The organism is Pseudoalteromonas sp. 10-33 (assembly GCF_001469195.1).
Taxonomy (GTDB): domain Bacteria; phylum Pseudomonadota; class Gammaproteobacteria; order Enterobacterales; family Alteromonadaceae; genus Pseudoalteromonas.
Genome location: NZ_LOFI01000028.1, coordinates 38,174 through 57,163, shown reverse-complemented (window position 1 = coordinate 57,163; position 18,990 = coordinate 38,174). Strand labels below are relative to the sequence as shown.

Annotated in this window: 14 protein-coding genes and 2 tRNA genes; 8 read left to right on the top strand and 8 right to left on the bottom strand. The window is 38.3% G+C overall.

Annotated features, from left to right (window positions below):
* Positions 1–11: 11 nt before the first annotated feature.
* Both ATS76_RS17660 and ATS76_RS17655 read right to left on the bottom strand, forming a co-directional pair.
* Entirely contained in the window at positions 12–1,394 is a 1,383-nt protein-coding gene (locus ATS76_RS17660) for an amidohydrolase (RefSeq protein WP_058553141.1), read from the bottom strand.
* Between the two features lie 100 nt (positions 1,395–1,494).
* Complete coding sequence (locus ATS76_RS17655; protein WP_058405492.1) at positions 1,495–2,280, bottom strand: hypothetical protein; 786 nt, start codon at positions 2,278–2,280, stop codon at positions 1,495–1,497.
* Positions 2,281–2,530: 250 nt separating this feature from the next.
* On the opposite strand from ATS76_RS17655, the gene ATS76_RS17650 reads away from it, so the two are divergent.
* Positions 2,531–2,893: a DUF3718 domain-containing protein gene (locus ATS76_RS17650; protein WP_058553140.1), complete on the top strand. Its 363-nt coding sequence runs from the start codon at positions 2,531–2,533 to the stop codon at positions 2,891–2,893.
* Positions 2,894–2,961: 68 nt separating this feature from the next.
* Here the strand turns inward: ATS76_RS17650 and ATS76_RS17645 are convergent, their stop codons facing one another.
* Positions 2,962–3,654, bottom strand: coding sequence for a hypothetical protein (locus ATS76_RS17645; RefSeq protein ID WP_058553139.1), 693 nt, complete (start codon positions 3,652–3,654; stop codon positions 2,962–2,964).
* Between the two features lie 124 nt (positions 3,655–3,778).
* Here ATS76_RS17645 and ATS76_RS17640 point away from each other — a divergent pair, with 124 nt between their 5' ends.
* Complete coding sequence (locus ATS76_RS17640; RefSeq protein WP_058553138.1) at positions 3,779–4,639, top strand: fructosamine kinase family protein; 861 nt, start codon at positions 3,779–3,781, stop codon at positions 4,637–4,639.
* Positions 4,640–4,775: 136 nt separating this feature from the next.
* Positions 4,776–4,979, top strand: coding sequence for a CPXCG motif-containing cysteine-rich protein (locus ATS76_RS17635; RefSeq protein WP_058553137.1), 204 nt, complete (start codon positions 4,776–4,778; stop codon positions 4,977–4,979).
* Here the strand turns inward: ATS76_RS17635 and ATS76_RS17630 are convergent.
* Complete coding sequence (locus ATS76_RS17630) at positions 4,976–5,602, bottom strand: riboflavin synthase (protein ID WP_058553136.1); 627 nt, start codon at positions 5,600–5,602, stop codon at positions 4,976–4,978. The genes ATS76_RS17635 and ATS76_RS17630 overlap by 4 nt on opposite strands.
* A 128-nt stretch (positions 5,603–5,730) precedes the next feature.
* Here ATS76_RS17630 and ATS76_RS17625 point away from each other — a divergent pair, with 128 nt between their 5' ends.
* From ATS76_RS17625 to ATS76_RS17610, 4 genes are all read left to right on the top strand, one after another.
* The gene (locus ATS76_RS17625; protein ID WP_058553135.1) at positions 5,731–7,083 is read left to right on the top strand and encodes an MATE family efflux transporter; all 1,353 of its coding nucleotides are present in this window, start codon (positions 5,731–5,733) and stop codon (positions 7,081–7,083) included.
* A complete protein-coding gene (locus ATS76_RS17620) occupies positions 7,064–8,125 on the top strand; it encodes a DUF3080 family protein (protein ID WP_058553134.1) in 1,062 nt (353 codons plus the stop codon). Before ATS76_RS17625 ends, ATS76_RS17620 begins: the two co-directional genes overlap by 20 nt.
* Before the next feature lie 114 nt (positions 8,126–8,239).
* Positions 8,240–8,316, top strand: a tRNA-Val gene (locus tag ATS76_RS17615).
* A 214-nt stretch (positions 8,317–8,530) separates the two neighbouring features.
* Positions 8,531–8,607, top strand: a tRNA-Val gene (locus ATS76_RS17610).
* Between the two features lie 31 nt (positions 8,608–8,638).
* Here ATS76_RS17610 and ATS76_RS17605 read toward each other — a convergent pair.
* A complete protein-coding gene (locus tag ATS76_RS17605; RefSeq protein ID WP_058553133.1) occupies positions 8,639–10,363 on the bottom strand; it encodes a glycoside hydrolase family 9 protein in 1,725 nt (574 codons plus the stop codon).
* Positions 10,364–10,444: 81 nt separating this feature from the next.
* Positions 10,445–12,958, bottom strand: a complete 2,514-nt coding sequence (locus ATS76_RS17600) for a glycoside hydrolase family 3 protein (RefSeq protein ID WP_058553132.1) — start codon at positions 12,956–12,958, stop codon at positions 10,445–10,447.
* 217 nt (positions 12,959–13,175) lie between these two features.
* Between ATS76_RS17600 and ATS76_RS17595 the strand changes: the two genes are divergently transcribed.
* The gene (locus ATS76_RS17595) at positions 13,176–14,360 is read left to right on the top strand and encodes a helix-turn-helix domain-containing protein (protein ID WP_058553131.1); all 1,185 of its coding nucleotides are present in this window, start codon (positions 13,176–13,178) and stop codon (positions 14,358–14,360) included.
* Here the strand turns inward: ATS76_RS17595 and ATS76_RS17590 are convergent.
* Together ATS76_RS17590 and ATS76_RS17585 are read right to left on the bottom strand one after the other, a co-directional pair.
* Positions 14,357–15,874, bottom strand: coding sequence for a tryptophan halogenase family protein (locus ATS76_RS17590; RefSeq protein ID WP_058553130.1), 1,518 nt, complete (start codon positions 15,872–15,874; stop codon positions 14,357–14,359). The genes ATS76_RS17595 and ATS76_RS17590 overlap by 4 nt on opposite strands.
* Positions 15,875–15,937: 63 nt before the next feature.
* The gene (locus ATS76_RS17585) at positions 15,938–18,943 is read right to left on the bottom strand and encodes a TonB-dependent receptor (RefSeq protein ID WP_082664374.1); all 3,006 of its coding nucleotides are present in this window, start codon (positions 18,941–18,943) and stop codon (positions 15,938–15,940) included.
* Between the last annotated feature and the right edge of the window lie 47 nt (positions 18,944–18,990).

Genomic DNA, 18,990 nt, shown 5'->3' with positions numbered 1-18,990 from the left:
CTGGGTGCTCCTTATTTTTGACCTAACATGAAATCACTGGTTGCTTGATAAGTGCTATCGTTTCTATCGTAAACCTTTGCACCATCAACAAACACTTGCTCAGCTTTTGCGTAAACGCTAAACGGGCTTTGGTTCCAAATAACCACATCGCCTTGTTTACCTGCTTCAAGCGAGCCTGTTTTATCGTCAATACCTAATGATTTTGCTGCGTTAGTGGTGATCCACTTAATTGCATGTTCTTCTGAAATATCAAAACCATTTTCATTTGCACGATACATCACTTTAGCCGCTTCTTGATTTAAGCGTTGAATGGTTGTGTCTGAATCTGAGTGAACAACGGCACACGAGTTTTTAACCGCATCCACAATGGCAACGTTTTCTTGAACCATGTCGTAAGCTTCCATTTTAAAGCCCCACCAGTCTGGCCACAATGCAGCACACGAGCCATTATCAGCTAATAAATCGGCAATTTTGTATGCTTCAATACCGTGATGAAAAGTACCTGCGTGGTAGTTAAATTCTTTTGAAAGGTCAATCATCATTGCCATTTCTTCAGCTTTGTAGCAGTGATTGTGTATCATCACTTCGCCTTCAAGTACGCCACGTAATGTATCGTACTTTATATCGCGATTAGGTACTTCTGGATTTTTACCTGCGGCATATTCTGCATCGTACTTATCCCAGGCTCGCTTATATTCTTGAGCACCAATCCAAGCCGAACGGTAACCAGCCATATTACCCATACGTGTTGAAGGCAATACACCTTGACGGCCGTATACGCGTTTTGGGTTTTCACCACATGCCATTTTTAGTCCATACGGTGCATCAGGAAATTTCATTCCTTGCATTGTATGCGCAGGCACGTTTTTAAGTGTTACACCACGTCCGCCAAATAAATTAGCAGAGCCCGGTAAAATTTGAAGTGACGTAATACCGCCTTCACGTGCACGGTTAAATCCTGGGTCTTGTGGCCAAACAGAATGCTCTACCCACACTTCAGCTGTATTTGGGCTGGTCATTTCGTTACCATCTTGGTGTGATTCTACTGATGGATTTGGATACGCACCTAAATGAGAATGTACATCAATAATACCTGGTGTTACCCATTTACCTTTTGCGTCAATCGTTGAGTCTGCTTTTACAGCTAAGTCTTTACCCACTTGTTGCACTTTACCATCAACTAATAATACATCAGCGTCATCTAAACGTTCGCCAGTCCCGGTCAGAACAGTCGCGTTTGTAATGAGTGTACTTGATGTTGAAATTGGCGTGTAAGTGCTTGGGTAAGGATTTTTATTGATTGTAATCTTATCATCTTGCGGGCCATTTTCTTGGCAGCCTACAAGTGCAGCGGCTAGGCCAACGGCTAATAAAGAGGGAGCAAATTTATTCATGTTTTTGGGTTCTCCTGTTTTTTTAATACTTTAGCGAATGCTTGGGCATAAAGCTAAAAAAACAGGTGAAAACGCGGTAAATTAAGATGAATTTACGTGATTATTTTTTTATATAATTGTTATAGAGCTTTTCTAGCGCGCCCTGCGTGGTGAGTGACGGATCTTTGCTGATAAAGTGCTTAACCGTGCGGGTTACAAAATCTGAATTTTGCTTATGCAATTTAGAAAAATCTTTTATAAGGGTATTTCCATCTTTAGCCGCGGTTACTTTGTCGTGGCGGTGACGGTACTGACTAAGGGCTTTGTTAAAATCGCCGTTGTAGTCTTCAACTAAAATTTTATAAAAGTCACTTTTTTGCACGTTTAAAACAGTAATGCAGTAATTCAGTGCGTCTTTAAAATCTGAAAACACCTTTCCTTCTACATCAAACTCTTTGGTTTTTTCGCGTACTGTGACACGTGCCTCTTCAGTGGCGTAACTAAAACCTGTAAACGCTAATCGCTCAGCGGCTTCTTTTCCTAATTTCATTCCGGCCTGAATACTGTGGGCAAATTCATCACTCATGTCACTTAATTCGTTTTCTTCCCACATATTGTAAACACGCAGTGCTTTAGCGTATTTATTAGACAACTTTTTTTTAATTTTTGTAAAGCGCTCATCAATAGACATAAGTCGTTCGTTATGTAACAACGCATAGCACTCATAACAAGCAGGAATTGAAATAAAGTCGGCATCCTCGCCTAAGTCAATAATACTTTGCAACATGTGAAGAGGTGGACAATGATCTCGCTCAGTTGCTTCGCAGCCACAATAAAAACACTGGTTAAAATGTTGTTGTTCGCATGCATAGGCTTGCTGGTAATAACTGGCTAACGCTTTACTCACTGTTTATCCTAAAAATCTTCACGTTTATTTATGAGGCGATAATACCAGCCTTAAAGAATATGTCAGTATCAATAAAATAATTTTTATAAAGTGTGTCAAAAAACACACTTAAAAACATGTGTTTTCATGAGCCTAAATATAAGTATGTACATTACACATACTTGCTTACAGCTTGTTGCGTTTGATTAACAGCTTTTTTAATTAGTTAGTTAATAATTAGCTTGCAACCGCAAACAATGAGGAAAGTAAAATGAACACAGTTAAAAAGGCATTATGTACAACACTTGTTATTGGCAGTGCAGCGTTAGCAGCACCTGTATCAGCTGCACAATTTGTAGCAGCCGACTCAACGCCAGGTACGCAAATTTGTATGGCTGTAGCGTCTAACAAAGCGTATGTACTTCGCAAAGCGCAGCAATCGCTGAACGTTAAAAAAAGTATCATTAGCAATAAACTAACATGCAACAACCTGCCAATGGGTGATTTTGTAGCGCGTTATAATTTAGATAAAAGTGCTAACTATTTAAATATTGAAAGCAATACACGTACTTCAATTAAAGATTTAGCAAAGGTGTCGTCACCTGAAGTCGTTGTTATTTCGTCTCCGCAATAACATGTTTAAACGTTATAGCTAAGCAGGCATAACTATAACCTGCTTAGTTTTATTTTTAACTTTATTGCTTAAAGAACACCCGCAATTAAACCAAATAAACCGCCAAATACTCCACCCCAAACAACTAACCAACCTAAGTGCTCGCGTATCATTGTTTGAATGATTTCTTTCACCATTTTAGGCGTTAATTCATCAAGGCGTTCATCAACAAGTTTAAGTACTGTACTGTGCAAGCCTTGAGCACTATTACCTTGTGAAAGCGTTTGCGTTACTAACGCTTTAAAGTCCTCTGTTTGAGAAATTTGTACCAACGAAAGTTGCATTTTTTCTATAAACTTTTCACGCATTGGCTCTATTGCAGCGGTGCCTCCAAACATACCCAGCATGCTGCCAAATTGCGATTGCTCTATAACCTCGAGTAAATTATCGAACGCGGGGTTTAAATCAACATGGCTAATTATCGGTTCAAAGTCGATATTAGGCTGCGCCTTATTAAGTAAATTATTAATTTTTTGCTCGGAGAAAAACTCTGTAAGTATCAGGTTCCGTATAGCAACTTTAAAGCTCTCAAACTTGAGCGCAATAACGCCAGACCCATATAAAAACGGCACCTTTTCAAATAGCATATGAATAGCCAATAAATTGGTCACTGCGCCAGAAAGTGCAAATAACCCCACCGACAAAACTACTGGCTGATCAAACATCAATCCTGCAGCTACACAAATACTTGCTAGTAAATTGGTTATAAAACTTTTGTTCATTTTTACTCCATTACAGTTAGCGTCACTTTGTGCGACACATTCACTAATTTTACAACGTTTAGTTTGTTAAATTAATCCCTTTTTGCCATAGTTTAAGTGTCTGTATAAAATACGAGCAACTATTATGTGGAAAGTAATTAACGAGCACATTAGCCAAGCTACAAATACTGACTTTAAACACACACAAAAGCGACAACTGCAAAGCACTACATCCGATAAATATTTTCATATAGGCAATGGCACGCAAAGCTACTTTGTTAAAATTGCATTAAAAAGTGAGTTTGAGCGGCTAGAGAGTGAATCAAGAGGCTTAGAGTTGCTCGCTAATAATAGCTTTTTTACAGTGCCTCACTGCATTACAACAGGTGCTAACATTGAGTACTCATTTATTGTACTTTCGTGGTTAGTTCTTGATAAGCAACCCCATAATCAATGGCAAAAAATGGGCAGCCAACTTGCTCAAATGCATCAAAAGCATGATCAAGCAATGTTTGGTTTTGATATAGATAATCACTTAGCCACAACCGTTCAACCTAATCGTTGGCATAAAAAATGGGACGTATTTTACGCCGAAGAACGCATTGGCTGGCAATTACAACTATTAGCTGAAAAAGGCATTCAATTTGCTGATCCTGAACACATAATTCATGAAGTTAAAGCGCAACTGCATAGTCATATTGTGAGCCCATCTTTGTTACATGGTGATTTTTGGCGAGGTAACTTAGGGTTTTTAAAAGAGCAGCCAACGGTGTTTAACCCAGCTTGTTATTATGGTGATCGGGAAGTGGATATCGCCATGAGCGAGCTATTTGCCCCACTACCCGACGAATTTTATGTTGCCTACAATACGCAATACCCACTTTTGCCAAGCTACCAAAAACGTAAACTCATTTACCAGCTATATCCTATTTTAAACCATGCAAACATATATGCTGGCCACTATCTTACTGAAGCTAAACAACATATAAATAAGCTTATACAATAAATGTAAATAAACTGTCATAACACGCCAAACAGACTATATTTAAAGGGATCTAAGGAGTTGAGTTTTACGTCATTAAGCCGTGCTTAGAATAAAAACATTCCAAGCTCTGCTTAAGTTATTTGTATTTGGAGTGATTATGAAAGACTTTTTATCACAACGTATCAGCTGCCCGTTTTGCGGACACCACATTCATTTAGACTTAGATGCAAGCATGGGCGATCAGGACTACATTGAAGACTGCACTGCCTGTTGTAACCCAATTCATTTAAATATGCATATAGATTATGCAAATAATAAATTAGAGCTACACGTAGACAGTGACGACGAACAAATTTTTTAACCCTGATGACGCAGGTAGTTTTCTACAGTGTTAACAATAGTGTAAGTTTGCTGATCCACCTCTATATTTAGCTCATCACCCACTTGCGCTTTACCTAAATTTGTAATGGCCAGTGTTTCTGGGATTAGGTGCAACCAAAAGCCCTGCTCGTCAATCTCGCCTACTGTTAAGCTGGCACCATTAATGGCGACAAAGCCTTTATACAGTACATATTTTTGCCACTTTACAGGTAAGCTTATCTGAATTTTGCAGTTACTTTGGGTATTAATTATTTGATTTATTTTAGCCGCACAGTGAATATGTCCCGATACAATATGCCCACCCAGCTCAGTGCCAAAAGTAACAGAGCGCTCGTAATTCACTAAACTACCTAGTTCAAGAAGCCCTAGGTTAGTTAATTTAAGTGTTTCGTCAATCACATCAAAGTGAACTTGCGCCACCACATCTTGATTACTTAGCTCAACTTTTACAACCGTTAAACAACACCCATTAATAGCAATACTGGCTCCTAAATCTAAGTGCTTAACGTAATCATCGCTCACCGACACTACTAAACGTAGCACTCCTTCATTATGGGTTTTAGACACCACAGTAGCCTGAGTTTGCACTATACCTGTAAACATAAAATCTCGTTAAATTATGACAAAGTAATAGTTTAACGTATCGAATTATAAAATCATTCACTCCTGAGATTTTTATTTCAAAGACAATAGATTACAATTACAGTCTTACTCATTAAATAACTGTTTTTATGACCTTTTGTAATTGGGAAGCGAAGCGTTTACTTTCTCTCGCGTTACCTGTTTTTTTAGCACAAGTTACCCTTATATTGATGTCGGTCGTCGACACTATAATGGCGGGTCAAGTCAGCCCTACCGATCTGGCCGCGCTGTCTATTGCGACAGGTATTTGGAACCCGCTACTTTTAGCGCTGCAAGGTATTTTATTAGCACTTACTGGCATTATTGCGCAGTTTGCCGGCGCGAATGACAAAAAAGGCATAAGCCACTATTTTCAACAAGCCTTATACCTAACTGTTTTACTGTGCATTGCAGGCTTTAGTATTGCCTACTTGGCCAACATTATTATATTACAGCTAGATACAAGCCCAGCTATTGCTAACTTAGCCTACGACTATATTCATTTTGTTAAATGGGGGGTATTTGGATTTTTATTCTTTACCACCTACAGAAATATGACCGAAGGCATGGGTATGACAAAACCGGCCTTTTATATTAGCTTACTCGGATTAGCCGTTAATATTCCTGCTAACTACATTTTTATAAATGGTTTATTTGGCCTTCCTGTCTATGGGGGGGCTGGCTGCGGTATAGCAACCGCCATTGTTTTAACGGTAATGGCATTCGCACAGGTCACTTATTGCCAAATGAGTAAAAAAATAGATGCCAAAGGGCTGCTCACACCGTTTGAAAAACCAAATATAACGACTATCGCCACTATTACAAAATTAGGTATTCCTATTTCTTTGGCTACTTTTTTTGAAGTCACACTCTTTGCGTGTATTCCACTATTTATTGCTCATTTAGGCGCGGTTGCTGTTTCAGGGCATCAAATTGCAGCGAGTGTTACCGCGTTACTGTTTATGATGCCGCTGAGCCTTTCTATTGCCATTAGTATTCGGATTGGTAACTTGTACGGCCAAAACAAGTATGAACAGTTAAAAATAGCTGTATCGACAAGTTATCTACTGGCTGTATTAATCGCTCTGTTTTTGGCGTTTATAACGTTTATAGGCCGTGATGTAATCAGTGAGCTATACACAGACAGCCCTGCTGTTATTGCCCTTGCCACTTCAATTATGGTTTTAGCCTGTATTTACCAATTGCCCGATGCCCTGCAAGTTGCAGCAAATGGCATTTTAAGAGGGTTAAAACACACGGCCCCTATTTCTTACATCACGTTTATTTCGTATTGGTTAATCGGCTTTAGCTTAGGCTACGTATTGGCAAGAACAGACATCATAGTACCAGCCATGGGGCCGCACGGGTTTTGGATTGGTATAATTGTCGGGCTCACCGTCGCAGCCATACTCTTAATGCTAACCGTTAGTAAGCGCTTTAAACATGAACCATTTATTAGCTAACACACTTAATTTACATTATACAAAGCAGTTAGTATCAGTATGCATATTACTGATACTAGCCACCACTGTGCTGAGCGCTTGTACAGAAGCTCCTAGTAATATAAATAACACTTACATAGAACGCCTTGAAAATATAACCGATAAAAAATCTGAAGACCTGCCAGTGCTTAAGTCAATGAAATTAAATCCTCTGTCCGAACTCAAAAACAATAAAATAACACTGGGTATAGTTGAGCTTGCAGGGATAAGCAGTTGTAACCTAAATGTGGTGATAAGTGAGCACAATAATCAACTAGGTAAAACAGCAACCGCTGCAGGGCGTTTAAAATATCAAATAGACTTTATACAACACGCCAACAGCTGCTTAGCCTCGCTCGAAAAATCCTCAGCAACGTATAAAAAAATTCGTGAAGCAAAAAATCAAAAGCAAGCTAATTTACTACATTACTTTAATGCAGCTCTGATAGAGGAACCAGAGCTAAACCGCATATGGTCGCTAACCGCTTCCGAGTTAAGTAAAGAACCCGCAGGCTTTAGCGATACAATAGAGGCTATGCAAAAACTGACTGCTATTAAAGCTCAATTAGCACAGTCTCAATTTGACGAAATAAACGCAGATGCAATATATCAAGCACTCGAAACGCTTAACAAATACAGGTTTAATCAGTCCTTAATCAAATCTGTAAGGCAACAAATTCGACTAAATCAATCTGCCACTAATTTAGTTGAAAATATAGATCTAAATACTCTTTGCCCTAAAAATAAAAACAAAAATAAAGCGAAAATTATGAATAATATTTTTCAAAAATATTATTTGTCGCAAATACAGCCATATCAGGCACAACTTATTGGTTTTCTTGAAGTACTTCAGCCTTTATTAAACCAGGTTTGGTATAAGGAGCCAGTAACAACAGATGCTATTAATGAGTTACTTGCACCCCACTCTAAAACAAATTTATTAAATCAGTTAAAAAGCTCAGCCAAACAGCATGTTATTTGGTGGCAAGAATTTTATAAAACGTGTGAAATCAGCCCAATATGAATAAAAAAACGGCAAATAAACTTAAAAATACGAAACGTGCTTGATTCGACCTCCCCCACGCTATATATTAGCGACCGCTGGTGATTATTTTCATAAGCTTATTAAATGTAAAATACGACTGTAGCTCAGTTGGTTAGAGCACTACCTTGACATGGTAGGGGTCGGTGGTTCGAATCCACTCAGTCGTACCAACATTAATGAAAAATACAATTGAAGGAAAGAGCACTACCTACTCTTGACCACCCGGTCCAAGGGTCAGTAACTCAAATCCACTCAGTCGTACCAACATTGATGAAACGTATAATTGAAGGAAAGAGCACTACCTACTCTTGGCCACCCGGCACAAGAGCCAGTAACTCGAGTCCACTCAGTGTTACCAACATTTAAGAATCCTAAAAAAATTGTACGACTGTAGCTCAGTTGGTTAGAGCACTACCTTGACATGGTAGGGGTCGGTGGTTCGAATCCACTCAGTCGTACCACTTCAATTAATAAAAACCCAAATATAAAATACTACCTGCTTACAAACGCAGCAATTACATAGACAAGTGGCGCATTCCAATTAATTGCAACCTCGTTTGTTGAAAAACTACACCAATCGTCAATATATGATTTTGCCGGCTCATTAGATGAGTAGTTACAGTTATCTTGCAGCCCTGAATGAGGACCACCTACAAGCATTCCTGGAATAGGGGCAACAACCCCATCACGATGTGAAATACGATGGTGTGGATACAAAGGCGTTTTAGTACCAAATCCTGTAACAAAAGAATAACCTGTGGGATTACGCCCTAATACATAATCAATCAGTCCATGAGCTGCATTTTTATATTCGTTATTTTTATTTACCTGCGCGGCTTGCAGCAAAACCATCGCTTTGTTTAGCGCAACTGAGTTGCTTCCCCATACGAAATCAGACTTTTCCATCGCAACATTATATGGGCTGCTTTTATGTTGCTCTAAATACATATCAGCTAAGTGCTTTTGCTTTAATTTAAGTTCGCTATATTCTGATTCAGTTAATAACTCTTTCGCCTCAAACAGCAAACTACTTAAAGAAAGAGTCGCTACATTTCTCCATGCAGGAGTCACGTAATTAATATTTATCTCTTTATAAATAGTATAAAAACCTTTGTCTTTAGTTGTTATGAATAACTCTGCAGCGGCCCAAGCAAATTCATCCTTTAAGTACTTATCTCCATACTCACCACTTTTAACATCGCCTGGTTGCTCATAATATTGCGTTTGATTTTCAAGCGCCCATTGCCATGCTTTTATGGCTGCCTTTAAATATTGCTCACTCTTTTTTGGGTAGTAAGGTGCAATCACTCGGCTGGCCATGGAAAGCGTAGCTGCAAAGTTCAAACTTGCTGCAGTTGATTTCCCTATCATTAAGCGCAAGCGTTGATCCTCATGTGGCATTTCATAACCTGGCCAATCGCGTGTTGTTAATTTGTGGTATACACCGCCATCATCGCTTTGCATAGAGATTAGCCATTCTAAATTCCATAGCGCTTCGTTCAGTATGTCAGGAACGCTATCTTCAGATTCAGGTATGTTTAAATTTTGTTTTTTATAAACATCAGGGTAATGTTCGAACGCTGCAAGTAGTGTATAGGTACTAATGCCTGAGTTAACAACATACTTGCCATAGTCGCCTGCATCATACCACCCTTTGTTTGCCTTCGTTCTTTGAGCTTTATAATTATCACTTGCCTCAGCAGAGGAATGGTAACCAACATTGTTATCTTTATGACCCATTGGCCTGGCATAAATTCCCGCGTACTTTTCTTCAATATCAATACCAGAACGGTTTAAATAATAATACTTTAAAGCCGCAGTGCTAAGTGAATCATAAACATTATCACCAATTGAAAACAATGGAGAATCTGCTACGCCGTTTACACGCAAAAAATAGTGACCCGAAGTGACAAATTCCGAAAAATTAGCAAGCTTGAACGTATCATTACCAGAGAGCGCCCAAATTTTAACGCCACTCAACTGAGCGGTATAAACTACCTTATTTGTTTTCGCATCAATTAAATCAAATCGGCTGGCCGTAACGTTAGGTATTGTTGCAAATTTATCACCTTGATTCAGATAACCTAATTGGTTAATTGCTATTGATTGGTTTGAAGTTAACTGGCTTAATTTACTAAGGTTATTTTTTACTAATACCGAGCAAGAGGTCAGTGCAAGCACACTTAGTAACAGTAATGATAAAATAAAATGTTTCATATGGCCCTTACGTATAAACTATATTTAAGCAAAAAGAAGTAAGAGCACTAACTATAAAATTATAATCAGTGCTCTTAGTAATCATTCACTGCACTTAATAGTGGCTACCTTTTGTGCTTGTGGCTCAAATTTAACATCAGCAATACGTATTTTAGCCGCTCCTTCGCTTGTTAAAACAAACGGCGCACTCGAGCGTTCAAATTCAACTCCTTTATTAGCAAAACACAATAGGTCTATCGATACTTTTTGCCATGCATTTAATTTAAATTCTTTAAGAGTTGGCGCTATATCAAACGAACCACACTTGCTTTTACCACAGCCCATTTGAACATTTATCGCTTTTTCTGGGTAGGTTTCTACACGCACATCAAATGTTAATGCGCTTTTATTGATCAAATATTGCGATAGATCTTCTCGATACCATGATGAACTTATTAAAACTGAAGCGTTATTAGCGCCACTCCAAGTAAACTCTTTTGCATCACCTTGAATGTTTTTATCAGCCTCAATCATAGATAAGCCTTTAATATTTCCTGATGGCGTGTGGATGTCTTTTGTATCACCAAGCGTTTGCAATTGATAATTCCAATCTCCTTTCGCTCTCCCTTGCATAATTTGATAAGGCGTATTGGTAGGCGTTTCAAAAATAAAGTCATTTTCTATGCTTAACTTATCAAGCATCACATTGTCTTTGTAGGTTAATCCAAACCCATAAGCAAAAAGTGGCACATAGCTTTCATCGTAACGATTCAATACAACTTGCGAAGCATATTTAGGCCATGAGAAAGAAAGCTTACCTTTAAAGTCAAAATTAATATTACCCTCATTATCTCTAAACAAAACATCAGCCACACCCACACCTTCACTACCAGGTAGCCACGCAGCCACAAAGGAATCTGATGCATTTATTTCTCTGTTTACCCACAAAGGCCTGCCCGATAAAAAAACCGAAACCACTTTTATGCCTTGTGATTTTAATGACTCAATTAATTTAGCGTCACGGTGAGAATGAGCCTGATAAGCAATCGATTTTAAATCGCCAATCCACTCTGCATACGGATTTTCACCAAAAATAACAATGGCAACATCTGGCTTTTCATCAAAACGACCATCGGGACTTAGCACAGCCTTGCCACCTGCTTTGTTAACTAGCTGCTTAATACCATCGAATATTGACGTCCCTCCAGGAAAATCAGATTTCACATTCCCTTCGCCTGTCCAGTTAATTGTCCACCCCCCAGTTTGCTTACTCATATTTTCAGCGCCGTCACCAGCCACCAATACTTTACTATTTGGGTTAAGTGGTAAAAGGTTATTATTATTTTTTAACAGTACTAACGATTCTCTAACGGCTTGTCTTGCAATCGCTTTGTGCTCAGGAGCACCTAACAATTGTTTTTGATTAGCATATTTACGCTTTGACGGCAGCCCTTTAGAGAATAGCCCTGAACGCATTTTTACGCGTAAAATACGCCTAACCGCATCGTCAATTCGTTCCATAGGAATAATTCCATCTTTAACCTGCCCTACCGTATTTTCTATAAACGCTTTCCAATCTTCTACAACCATAAACATATCTAGCCCGGCATTTACAGCCTGCGGACAGCTATCGTTAGTACACCCAGGTATTTTACTGTGCGAATTCCAATCACCCACTATAAAGCCATCAAAGCCAAGCCGAGTTTTTAATACATCGCTAAGTAAATATTTGCTGCCGTGAAGGCGCAAACCATTCCACATGTTATGAGAAGCCATAATACTTTGCACACCCGCTTTAAGAGCTGGCAAATAAGCCGCCGCATGATTTTTAACTAAATCGCTTTCGGTCTCTTGGTTGTCGCCCTGATCAATCCCTTGATAGGTACCGCCATCACCAACCCAATGCTTTGCGGTAGAGTAAATATGATCGTCGTCTAAAAAGTTAGCTGTATTTGCTTTTCCCTGAAGCCCTTCAATCATCTCTTTTGCATAGCTGGCAACTATTTCAGGGTCTTCAGAATAGCTTTCGTAAGTTCGCCCCCATCGATCATCCCTTGCAACGGCAAGTGTTGGGGCAAATGTCCAGTCAATCCCTGCAAGTAAGACTTCTTTTGCTGTTGCTTCTCCAATTTTATAAATTAAATCTGGATTACGGGTTGCCCCTAATCCAATGTTATGTGGATATAAAGTAGCACCAATAAATTTGTTATTGCCGTGTACTGCATCAATGCCATACGTAACAGGAATAGCCAAACCACCTTCTGATGTATCCATTGATGCTAAGTAAAGCTCGTCCATAAAAGACACCCAATCAGATACGCTCGCATTACGGTTATTGTGTAAAAATGTTCCACCGCCATTCAAAACTGAGCCCAAATGATATTTTTTAACATCGTGTGGTGTCACCCAGGTTATCTCTGCTTGAACCATTTGACCCACTTTTTGCTCTAGTGACATTTGACTTATTAAGTGAGTAATGCGAGTTTCCAACTCCGTATTTGTTTTTATTGCTGGTTCAAGTGTTGGCCAAAGTGTTATATCGTTTTTAGCGACTGCATTAACAGACCAAAGACCTATAAAAGAGCTAAGTACAAATGAAGAATAAGTTAATTTCATTAATTTAATAACCTGATACTTTGTTAGTGTGGCAAGCAGTTTTATAATAAATACAGCGTAAAGTCGTTCAAATAGATGTTTTAAGCGTATTAATGCACGTAATTTACTCTATTTGAACGCCAGCTAATTTCAAATGTTAGAGATTATTAGTTAACATACAGCAGCACGAAGAATACAAACGTACCAAACAAAAATTTTAATAAAGGTGTATTAAATTGTGAAAGAAGTACTTTTTAACACTCACGATCTCGCTTTGATTTTTACCATGTTTATATGCTTATCGTTTAGCGTATTTTTAATTACCTTAAAAAAAGGGAATAAGTTAAGTAACTGCCTACTTGCTTGCTTTTTATTAACTCAAGCAGCTATTCCCTTAGATAATCTCATAAACTTTGGCGAAGCATTTAGGCCATTTGCGTTAAACTTATCACCTAACCTATTTTACACTTTTGGGTTGGCCTTCTGGTTAGAAGTACCGTTACTTTTGCTTTACATTAAATCGCTAGTAAATAAAAACTATCAACTTCAAAAGCTTGATACGTTATTGTTTATACCGTTTGTTTTTTATGCAACTTACTTCACTGTTGATTGGCTTATGGCAGAAAACAGTATTAAATTAGCCGCACTTAAACAAAATAACATTGAAACCACACCATTAATTGATCGCAGTATTTACTTTTTTAGAGAATGCTTTCGGTTTTCTATTAGTGTTTTGTGTTTTCTAGAACTGCAAAAATATCAAAATAATATTAAAAATGAATTTGCTGAGCTAGAAAGCGTTGACTTAACGTGGTTAAAAGTTCTGGTTATTGGCTTTTTAGCTGTGCATTTAAATGCAATATTTGTCTCACTTGGGATTATTATGTCTTATGACATAGGCATAATTGTCGATCACGAACTATTAGGCCTTACCTCTAACTACGCAGTGCTGCTGTTAATAACAAGTTTAATATTCTTTAGCGCTGGTCACTCAAAAATATTTCAAGGTATTGACGATACCCTCATATCCGAACAAGATAAATCAATTGAGGTTTTTGAGCCCGAAAAAATACAAAAAATTGAAACCTATTTGCTACAAAACAAGCCTTATTTAAACCACTTACTTACACTTGATAATTTAGCGAGTCAGTTAAGTATGGGGTCGAGAAACCTGTCATCTATAATTAATAGACACTTTGGTAAAAACTTTTTTGAGTTTATAAATTATTACAGAGTTGAAGAAAGTAAACGACTGTTACTTCTAGAAGAAAATAAAACAGTGACTATGTTAGACATTATGGATAAGGCAGGGTTTAACAGCAAAGCAACGTTTAATACATTTTTTAAAAAACTAGTGGGCATAACACCCACTCAATTTAGAAAAGAATATTGGGAAAACAAAAATGCAAGTTCCCCCCACTAAAACGTGTCATTTGGCGTGTAGTTTTTTAAAATATACGCCTCATGATCTGGCATGACATCAGCTGAACGGCTTATCACCGACTCTATATTTTTAAGTCTTCGCTTTATTTCATCTGGGTTTAGCCTATCAACTAATGGGTGATAACTTTTAGGCTTTATCCCTTGTCCGTGCATAACCGCAAGCCAAGATGTTTCGTTAAACAGCTCGTTATCATGTCTAAAAATACGTCCGTTTTCACTAAACATCGCTATTTTTTGTTTTAACGAATCTGGCATGTCTATGTTTTTGCAATAGCGCCAAAACTCACTATCATCTCTATTTGTAAGTTTATAATGTAAAATAATAAAATCACGTATGCGATGATATTCAGTCTCAGTTTGCTGATTAAATAAATCGATATCGCACTGCGCAAAATCTTTACTAGGAAATAATGTCATCAGTTTTGCTATCGCTGATTGAATTAAATGCAGACCAGTTGATTCTAGCGGCTCTACAAACCCTGCCGATAGGCCAATCGCAATACAGTTTTTATTCCAGCTCTTTTTTCGCATACCTGTAACCCATTGCAACTGATTAATATCGGCTAAAGGGTCAGACTCAAGTTTATTAAAAAGTAAAGCGTGTGCTTTATCATCGCTCATAAATTCACTTGAATATACATAGCCATTACCTACTCGGTTTTGCAGTGGTATTCGCCACGTCCAACCAACGCTTTGTGCTGTAGATTGAGTATAAGGGTTAAGTGTTTTTTTTGATAAACAAGGCATTGCTATAGCTTTATTACACGGTAATAAATGAGTCCAATCTTCGTAGCCAGTTTTCAAAGCCTGCTCAATTAATAAGCCCTTAAAACCAGAGCAGTCGATAAATAAATCGCCATTTAATACTGTATTATCGTTAAGTATTAACGACTCAATCATTCCTGAAACAGGATTGAGCATCACCTCGTCAACTTTACCCTCAATACGACTAACTCCCCTACTTGTAGAATAATTCCTTAAAAATTTAGCATAAAGCGTTGCGTCAAAATGGTAGGCATAATTAATACCTGCCAATGGGCTATTTTGCTGAGTTGACGGATGCATAAACTTATTTGCATACGCACCAACCGACGCAAGTGAGAAATTAGATAAGTTTGAAAACGCTGGCTCATCTTGCATTTTTAACCAAAAATGATGAAAAGGCAGTGCTTCCATGTTGGTACCATAATTACCAAACGGATGAAAATAGCGATGTCCCTTTTCTTTCCAATCTATAAACTCTATACCCAATTTAAACGTTGCATTAGTAAAACGTATAAACTCAGATTCATCTATATCAAGTATGGTATTAAACAATTGAATTTGTGGAATTGTAGCCTCACCTACCGACACAGTCCCTATGTCTTCAGACTCAACTAAGGTAATTTGACAATTATCACAACCAATTACCTTTGCCAATGCAGAAGCGGTCATCCAGCCAGCAGATCCGCCACCTACAATAACAATCGACTTTATATTATTTACATCATTCATAATGTACTGCCTATAAAAAACAAAGCACGCGAAATTAAATAACACGTGCTCTTATTAACAGGGTTAAAAATTACCTTTAAAAATAATGCTAAACCTACGTTCATTTGCAAACCAAGAACGAGAAATCCGATTGTTATCACCGTCTATTTGCATTGAGGTACGCGCTACTTCATTAGTTAGGTTTGTTGCTTGTAGGCCCATTTGGAATGAGTCAGTGATGTTATAAAATACAGAACCATCGAGTTGACCGCCAGCCTCATTATAAATGGGAAGCTGCGTTATAACGTCTTTACTTGTCAATAAGTATTCAGAACGCCAGTTGTACGCTAAACGTGCATTAACACCGTGCTTCTCATACATAGCGACTAAATTTATGTTGTCTTTTGATAACCCCTCTAATGGTAAATCCTCAAAAGCAACATTGTCTGCCTGAGTTGAATCTGGCTGATCTGGCGCTAAGCTCGAATTTGGTGAGCCCTCCTCTTCAATGTAGGTGTAGTTAAACTGCATTCCCAAACCACTAAAAGCGCCAGGTAAAAAGTCATAAAACTGCTGGTAAGCCAGTTCAACTCCTTGCACAGAGCCTTCATCACCATTTGTAGCACCGTTTACTTGTACAACCTGAGTAGCACCATTATTTGTAAACTCTCTATCCACTGAGCCATTAATAAAGTAGTTACTCATGTCTTTATAAAAGAATGATGTTGTAAGTGATCCCACTCCCTCAGAAAAATACCATTCAAGTGCTAAATCGTAATTATAGGACTCCATTGGTTTCAAAAAAGGATTGCCTGAATTTGCCGTATAGCGAGAGTATCGTGCGTCTATAATTTGTCGATCATCTGAGCTTTCATCGTAAGTAATGACTAAATCTTCTGGTGTTATGCTTACAAAGTTTCTTAAGTTTCCTAAATCAGGTAATGCGATTGCTTCAGAAAAACCAAAACGCAAAATTAAATCGTCTTTTAAATTAAGTTTAACGTTTAAACTTGGCAAAATATTTGTGTATTCACTGCTTGCTGTTTGTTCAGTAAATCCTGCATTACCAAATGCAGCTTGTTCAGATGGTAAAAAGTTTTCTGGATCTGATGGGTCGTTAACGTCACCCACTGTATCTGGAAATGTTAAAAAGCCATCAGTTTCATTTTTAATTTTTACATAACGAAGCCCTACGTTACCGCTGTAAAATAGGCTGCCTAATTCGCCTTCAAAGTTACCCTTGATGTAAAAAGCATTATTTATTTCAGAGGTTTCATTAATTTCATTATTTAAAAAATTACCGATTGCGTCCCCGCGACTTGATAAACGCTGCCAATTTGGCGACAAAGATGCAAACGCTGATTCAGCATTAGCGTAATCTCTAACTAATGATTCGCTAGGAAACAAAAAAGCGCCCTCAGATGCAACATTGAGTACACCCCCTCTTGCAAAATTATCAAATGTAAATTGCTCATAGCTATTGTTTAAGCTTGCACCAAGCTCATCACCTTCAGCATCAAACCAAGCATTACCATTGCCTGCCCATGCTTCCGATAACCAGCCCCAATTATAAGTAGACTGGCGTGTTGTTTGGTCACGTTTAGCATAACGAGCGCCTACTTTAACACTAGTGAAAAAGCCGCTATCAAATGTATATTGTGTGTCAGCGGCAAAAGCAACTTCGTCACCTTCATTATCAGATATATGATCCATAGCACTGCGCCAAAAATAATTATTTGGATCAGTGAAAAAGCCAGTGTCGCCGCTATTGGCTGGGTCTAATAATGTAATATTGGGTAAATCATCACCGTTTTGCTCTATACCGACTACAGCTCTTGTTGCTCCCATAATCGAAAAATCAAAAATTTCAGAGGTAGACTCAACATATTGGGCGTCAAAATTGAACGACCATGTATCGTTTGGTCGATATTTAAGATTAAAACCGTAATCGTCTACCAAATTATCTTGTTCTCTAAAACGCGTAACCATGGCGTGCTGTGCACCAAACTCTCCCGATGGTTGTCGCTGCGCATCATTTCCGCGCCAACCTGCATTTGATGTAATAAAACCTGATTCAAATAAGCCTTGATCTGTTACCTCAAACTCAGTGCCTTCTAGAGCAACTAAGTCATTAATAACAGCATCATCTGCCATTTCAATCGCATGCTCAGTCCATGCTAACGATGAATCAGAACGAATAAATTGAGCAGTGGCCAAGAGGGTTTTGCTTTCGTTCTCAAATTGAAGCGCACCAGCAAAACCTTCCCTTTTTCTATCATCTTCTTTTCGTGTCAAACGCGTTGTGCGAGGAACAAACACTGCCTGTCCATTAACCAGCTCGTTTTGAAGCTCGTACCGACCTATTTGGGCGCCATCTGATCGCGCTTTTAACTCGGAGTTAGAGTAATTAACGAGGACGCCGAATCTGCCAGCATCTAAATCAAATATATCGCTGTATAAGCCAGAAAATGAGGGGGTGGTTTCGTCTGCAAATTCGCTATAACTAGCATCTAATGTAAAAGCAACGACTCGTCCTTCAGCATCAAAGGGTTTTCGTGTCACTAGATTAACCGTGCCTGCAATTCCACCTTCAATCATATCCGCAGATTGGTTTTTAAAAAGTTCAACAGAGCCCATTAGCTCAGGCGGTACATCCTGAAAGCTCAACCCTCGCCCTGAATCAGCAGTAAAAGTATCACGACCATTAAACTCGCTTCGTGTATGTGTTAATCCCCTAACAACAACACCACTCCCTTCAACACCGTAATGATCTGGGTCGTTTGCAGCAGCAAAACGTTCAATAGAAACGCCCGGTAAACGCACTATTGCTTCAAGAACACTTCTATCAGGTAATGAGCCAATATCTTTTGCAGAAATAGCATCAAGAACAGTTTCAGCTTCACGTTTCATATTTTGCGCATTAATTAAGTTTGATCGTGTTCCCTGAACTATCACTACCTCAATGTCTTCATCTTGTTCTTTTGATTTGTCTTTTTCTTGAGCTGCGTATAGATTGCCAGATAAAGACGTTGCAATAATTGCAGATGCAATTATAGACAGCTTAAATGCACTGTTCTGTTTTTTTATCATTTTAATTTCCCTCATTGAAATTAAAAAAGCACTGTCGTCACTTTTTA

What these genes read in the sequence shown, in the direction of transcription:
- ATS76_RS17635 (WP_058553137.1), top strand. Translation starts at nt 4,776, where the DNA reads ATGAAAGACTTTTTATCACAACGTATCAGCTGCCCGTTTTGCGGACAC.
- ATS76_RS17585 (WP_082664374.1), bottom strand. Translation starts at nt 18,943, where the DNA reads ATGATAAAAAAACAGAACAGTGCATTTAAGCTGTCTATAATTGCATCT.
- ATS76_RS17620 (WP_058553134.1), top strand. Translation starts at nt 7,064, where the DNA reads ATGAACCATTTATTAGCTAACACACTTAATTTACATTATACAAAGCAG.
- ATS76_RS17630 (WP_058553136.1), bottom strand. Translation starts at nt 5,602, where the DNA reads ATGTTTACAGGTATAGTGCAAACTCAGGCTACTGTGGTGTCTAAAACC.
- ATS76_RS17605 (WP_058553133.1), bottom strand. Translation starts at nt 10,363, where the DNA reads ATGAAACATTTTATTTTATCATTACTGTTACTAAGTGTGCTTGCACTG.
- ATS76_RS17640 (WP_058553138.1), top strand. Translation starts at nt 3,779, where the DNA reads ATGTGGAAAGTAATTAACGAGCACATTAGCCAAGCTACAAATACTGAC.
- ATS76_RS17645 (WP_058553139.1), bottom strand. Translation starts at nt 3,654, where the DNA reads ATGAACAAAAGTTTTATAACCAATTTACTAGCAAGTATTTGTGTAGCT.
- ATS76_RS17600 (WP_058553132.1), bottom strand. Translation starts at nt 12,958, where the DNA reads ATGAAATTAACTTATTCTTCATTTGTACTTAGCTCTTTTATAGGTCTT.
- ATS76_RS17660 (WP_058553141.1), bottom strand. Translation starts at nt 1,394, where the DNA reads ATGAATAAATTTGCTCCCTCTTTATTAGCCGTTGGCCTAGCCGCTGCA.
- ATS76_RS17650 (WP_058553140.1), top strand. Translation starts at nt 2,531, where the DNA reads ATGAACACAGTTAAAAAGGCATTATGTACAACACTTGTTATTGGCAGT.
- ATS76_RS17590 (WP_058553130.1), bottom strand. Translation starts at nt 15,874, where the DNA reads ATGAATGATGTAAATAATATAAAGTCGATTGTTATTGTAGGTGGCGGA.
- ATS76_RS17625 (WP_058553135.1), top strand. Translation starts at nt 5,731, where the DNA reads ATGACCTTTTGTAATTGGGAAGCGAAGCGTTTACTTTCTCTCGCGTTA.